The organism is Pseudomonas palmensis, assembly GCF_017848315.1.
In the GTDB taxonomy this organism is placed as follows: domain Bacteria; phylum Pseudomonadota; class Gammaproteobacteria; order Pseudomonadales; family Pseudomonadaceae; genus Aquipseudomonas; species Aquipseudomonas palmensis.
In genome coordinates, this window is the sequence record NZ_JAFKEC010000110.1 from 1 (window position 1) to 5,320 (window position 5,320).

The 5,320-nt window shown below is 51.5% G+C and carries 2 tRNA genes and 2 rRNA genes; all 4 read left to right on the forward strand.

Annotated features, from left to right (window positions below):
* Nucleotides 1-351: 351 nt before the first annotated feature.
* The 4 genes from JZZ72_RS27445 to JZZ72_RS27460 all read left to right on the forward strand — a co-directional run bounded on the left by JZZ72_RS27445 (nucleotide 352) and on the right by JZZ72_RS27460 (nucleotide 5,247).
* Nucleotides 352-1,888 (forward strand): 16S ribosomal RNA (locus JZZ72_RS27445).
* An 84-nt stretch (nucleotides 1,889-1,972) separates the two neighbouring features.
* Nucleotides 1,973-2,049: transfer RNA gene (locus JZZ72_RS27450), tRNA-Ile, on the forward strand.
* Between the two features lie 7 nt (nucleotides 2,050-2,056).
* Nucleotides 2,057-2,132: transfer RNA gene (locus JZZ72_RS27455), tRNA-Ala, on the forward strand.
* A 224-nt stretch (nucleotides 2,133-2,356) separates the two neighbouring features.
* Nucleotides 2,357-5,247: ribosomal RNA gene (locus JZZ72_RS27460) — 23S ribosomal RNA — on the forward strand.
* The 16S and 23S rRNA genes sit together here with 2 tRNA genes alongside, the layout of an rRNA operon.
* Nucleotides 5,248-5,320 lie beyond the last annotated feature (73 nt).

Sequence of the window (5,320 nt, forward strand, 5' to 3'; positions counted from 1 at the left end):
GCGGTGAAAAAGGTGGTTGACAGCAGGTTGTAACGCTGTAGAATTCGCCTCCCGCTACGAGAGATCGAAGCGAGTCAAGTGTTTGAAGTGAAACGAAAAACTTCAAAATAAACGCTTGACAGACTCTGAGGAAAGCGTAGAATGCGCGCCTCGGTTGAGACGAAAAGTTCTTGACCAACCGCTCTTTAACAATTGAATCAAGCAATTCGTGTGGGTGCTTGTGAGCTCAGACTGATAGTCAGAAAGATTATCAGCATCACAAGTGACTGCACGAAAATCGAAAGATTTGAAAGTAAGTCATTTGAGAATGCTGAGCCAAGTTTAGGGTTTTCTCAAAACCCAAGCAGTATTGAACTGAAGAGTTTGATCATGGCTCAGATTGAACGCTGGCGGCAGGCCTAACACATGCAAGTCGAGCGGATGAGAAGAGCTTGCTCTTCGATTCAGCGGCGGACGGGTGAGTAATACCTAGGAATCTGCCTGGTAGTGGGGGACAACGTTTCGAAAGGAACGCTAATACCGCATACGTCCTACGGGAGAAAGCAGGGGACCTTCGGGCCTTGCGCTATCAGATGAGCCTAGGTCGGATTAGCTAGTTGGTGAGGTAATGGCTCACCAAGGCTACGATCCGTAACTGGTCTGAGAGGATGATCAGTCACACTGGAACTGAGACACGGTCCAGACTCCTACGGGAGGCAGCAGTGGGGAATATTGGACAATGGGCGAAAGCCTGATCCAGCCATGCCGCGTGTGTGAAGAAGGTCTTCGGATTGTAAAGCACTTTAAGTTGGGAGGAAGGGCAGTAAGCGAATACCTTGCTGTTTTGACGTTACCGACAGAATAAGCACCGGCTAACTCTGTGCCAGCAGCCGCGGTAATACAGAGGGTGCAAGCGTTAATCGGAATTACTGGGCGTAAAGCGCGCGTAGGTGGTTCGTTAAGTTGGATGTGAAATCCCCGGGCTCAACCTGGGAACTGCATCCAAAACTGGCGAGCTAGAGTAGGGCAGAGGGTGGTGGAATTTCCTGTGTAGCGGTGAAATGCGTAGATATAGGAAGGAACACCAGTGGCGAAGGCGACCACCTGGGCTCATACTGACACTGAGGTGCGAAAGCGTGGGGAGCAAACAGGATTAGATACCCTGGTAGTCCACGCCGTAAACGATGTCAACTAGCCGTTGGAATCCTTGAGATTTTAGTGGCGCAGCTAACGCATTAAGTTGACCGCCTGGGGAGTACGGCCGCAAGGTTAAAACTCAAATGAATTGACGGGGGCCCGCACAAGCGGTGGAGCATGTGGTTTAATTCGAAGCAACGCGAAGAACCTTACCAGGCCTTGACATCCAATGAACTTTCCAGAGATGGATTGGTGCCTTCGGGAACATTGAGACAGGTGCTGCATGGCTGTCGTCAGCTCGTGTCGTGAGATGTTGGGTTAAGTCCCGTAACGAGCGCAACCCTTGTCCTTAGTTACCAGCACGTTATGGTGGGCACTCTAAGGAGACTGCCGGTGACAAACCGGAGGAAGGTGGGGATGACGTCAAGTCATCATGGCCCTTACGGCCTGGGCTACACACGTGCTACAATGGTCGGTACAGAGGGTCGCCAAGCCGCGAGGTGGAGCTAATCTCACAAAACCGATCGTAGTCCGGATCGCAGTCTGCAACTCGACTGCGTGAAGTCGGAATCGCTAGTAATCGCGAATCAGAATGTCGCGGTGAATACGTTCCCGGGCCTTGTACACACCGCCCGTCACACCATGGGAGTGGGTTGCACCAGAAGTAGCTAGTCTAACCTTCGGGAGGACGGTTACCACGGTGTGATTCATGACTGGGGTGAAGTCGTAACAAGGTAGCCGTAGGGGAACCTGCGGCTGGATCACCTCCTTAATCGACGACATCAGCTGTCTCATAAGCTCCCACACGAATTGCTTGATTCATTGAAGAAGACGATTAGGTTAGCAACCTTCGATTGGGTCTGTAGCTCAGTTGGTTAGAGCGCACCCCTGATAAGGGTGAGGTCGGCAGTTCGAATCTGCCCAGACCCACCAATTTGCTGGGGCCATAGCTCAGCTGGGAGAGCGCCTGCCTTGCACGCAGGAGGTCAGCGGTTCGATCCCGCTTGGCTCCACCACCCCGCTTGCTAGTTTGTCAAAGCTTAGAAATGAATATTCGCGTCGAATATTGATTTCTGAACTTTATCAGAATCGTTCTTTAAAAATTTGGGTATGTGATAGAAAGATAGACTGGACAGCACTTTCACTGGTGTGTGTTCAGGCTAAGGTAAAATTTGTGAGTAATTACAAGTTTTCGGCGAATGTTGTCTTCACAGTATAACCAGATTGCTTGGGGTTATATGGTCAAGTGAAGAAGCGCATACGGTGGATGCCTTGGCAGTCAGAGGCGATGAAAGACGTGGTAGCCTGCGATAAGCTTCGGGGAGTCGGCAAACAGACTTTGATCCGGAGATCTCTGAATGGGGGAACCCACCTGGCATAAGTCAGGTATCTTGTACTGAATACATAGGTGCAAGAGGCGAACCAGGGGAACTGAAACATCTAAGTACCCTGAGGAAAAGAAATCAACCGAGATTCCCTTAGTAGTGGCGAGCGAACGGGGACTAGCCCTTAAGTGGCTTTGAGATTAGCGGAACGCTCTGGAAAGTGCGGCCATAGTGGGTGATAGCCCTGTACGCGAAAATCTCTTAGTCATGAAATCGAGTAGGACGGAGCACGAGAAACTTTGTCTGAATATGGGGGGACCATCCTCCAAGGCTAAATACTACTGACTGACCGATAGTGAACCAGTACCGTGAGGGAAAGGCGAAAAGAACCCCGGAGAGGGGAGTGAAATAGATCCTGAAACCGTATGCGTACAAGCAGTGGGAGCCTACTTTGTTAGGTGACTGCGTACCTTTTGTATAATGGGTCAGCGACTTATATTCAGTGGCGAGCTTAACCGAATAGGGGAGGCGTAGCGAAAGCGAGTCTTAATAGGGCGTTTAGTCGCTGGGTATAGACCCGAAACCGGGCGATCTATCCATGGGCAGGTTGAAGGTTAGGTAACACTGACTGGAGGACCGAACCGACTACCGTTGAAAAGTTAGCGGATGACCTGTGGATCGGAGTGAAAGGCTAATCAAGCTCGGAGATAGCTGGTTCTCCTCGAAAGCTATTTAGGTAGCGCCTCATGTATCACTGTAGGGGGTAGAGCACTGTTTCGGCTAGGGGGTCATCCCGACTTACCAAACCGATGCAAACTCCGAATACCTACAAGTGCCGAGCATGGGAGACACACGGCGGGTGCTAACGTCCGTCGTGAAAAGGGAAACAACCCAGACCGTCAGCTAAGGTCCCAAAGTTATGGTTAAGTGGGAAACGATGTGGGAAGGCTTAGACAGCTAGGAGGTTGGCTTAGAAGCAGCCACCCTTTAAAGAAAGCGTAATAGCTCACTAGTCGAGTCGGCCTGCGCGGAAGATGTAACGGGGCTCAAACCATACACCGAAGCTACGGGTATCACTTAGGTGATGCGGTAGAGGAGCGTTCTGTAAGCCTGTGAAGGTGAGTTGAGAAGCTTGCTGGAGGTATCAGAAGTGCGAATGCTGACATGAGTAACGACAATGGGAGTGAAAAACTCCCACGCCGAAAGACCAAGGTTTCCTGCGCAACGTTAATCGACGCAGGGTTAGTCGGTCCCTAAGGCGAGGCTGAAAAGCGTAGTCGATGGAAAACAGGTTAATATTCCTGTACTTCTGGTTATTGCGATGGAGGGACGGAGAAGGCTAGGCCAGCTTGGCGTTGGTTGTCCAAGTTTAAGGTGGTAGGCTGAGATCTTAGGTAAATCCGGGATCTTAAGGCCGAGAGCTGATGACGAGTTGCCATTAGGCGACGAAGTGGTTGATGCCATGCTTCCAAGAAAAGCTTCTAAGCTTCAGGTAACCAGGAACCGTACCCCAAACCGACACAGGTGGTTGGGTAGAGAATACCAAGGCGCTTGAGAGAACTCGGGTGAAGGAACTAGGCAAAATGGCACCGTAACTTCGGGAGAAGGTGCGCCGGTGAGGGTGAAGGACTTGCTCCGTAAGCTCATGCCGGTCGAAGATACCAGGCCGCTGCGACTGTTTATTAAAAACACAGCACTCTGCAAACACGAAAGTGGACGTATAGGGTGTGACGCCTGCCCGGTGCCGGAAGGTTAATTGATGGGGTTAGCTAACGCGAAGCTCTTGATCGAAGCCCCGGTAAACGGCGGCCGTAACTATAACGGTCCTAAGGTAGCGAAATTCCTTGTCGGGTAAGTTCCGACCTGCACGAATGGCGTAACGATGGCGGCGCTGTCTCCACCCGAGACTCAGTGAAATTGAAATCGCTGTGAAGATGCAGTGTATCCGCGGCTAGACGGAAAGACCCCGTGAACCTTTACTATAGCTTTGCACTGGACTTTGAATTTGCTTGTGTAGGATAGGTGGGAGGCTTTGAAGCGTGGACGCCAGTCTGCGTGGAGCCATCCTTGAAATACCACCCTGGCAACTTTGAGGTTCTAACTCAGGTCCGTTATCCGGATCGAGGACAGTGTATGGTGGGTAGTTTGACTGGGGCGGTCTCCTCCTAAAGAGTAACGGAGGAGTACGAAGGTGCGCTCAGACCGGTCGGAAATCGGTCGTAGAGTATAAAGGCAAAAGCGCGCTTGACTGCGAGACAGACACGTCGAGCAGGTACGAAAGTAGGTCTTAGTGATCCGGTGGTTCTGTATGGAAGGGCCATCGCTCAACGGATAAAAGGTACTCCGGGGATAACAGGCTGATACCGCCCAAGAGTTCATATCGACGGCGGTGTTTGGCACCTCGATGTCGGCTCATCACATCCTGGGGCTGAAGCCGGTCCCAAGGGTATGGCTGTTCGCCATTTAAAGTGGTACGCGAGCTGGGTTTAGAACGTCGTGAGACAGTTCGGTCCCTATCTGCCGTGGACGTTTGAGATTTGAGAGGGGCTGCTCCTAGTACGAGAGGACCGGAGTGGACGAACCTCTGGTGTTCCGGTTGTCACGCCAGTGGCATTGCCGGGTAGCTATGTTCGGAAGAGATAACCGCTGAAAGCATCTAAGCGGGAAACTTGCCTCAAGATGAGATCTCACTGGAGCCTTGAGCTCCCTGAAGGGCCGTCGAAGACTACGACGTTGATAGGTTGGGTGTGTAAGCGCTGTGAGGCGTTGAGCTAACCAATACTAATTGCCCGTGAGGCTTGACCATATAACACCCAAGCAATTTGCGTCGAACGACCAGATTGCGGTGTTGTGAAGACACAGTAAGCCGAAGATTTGTA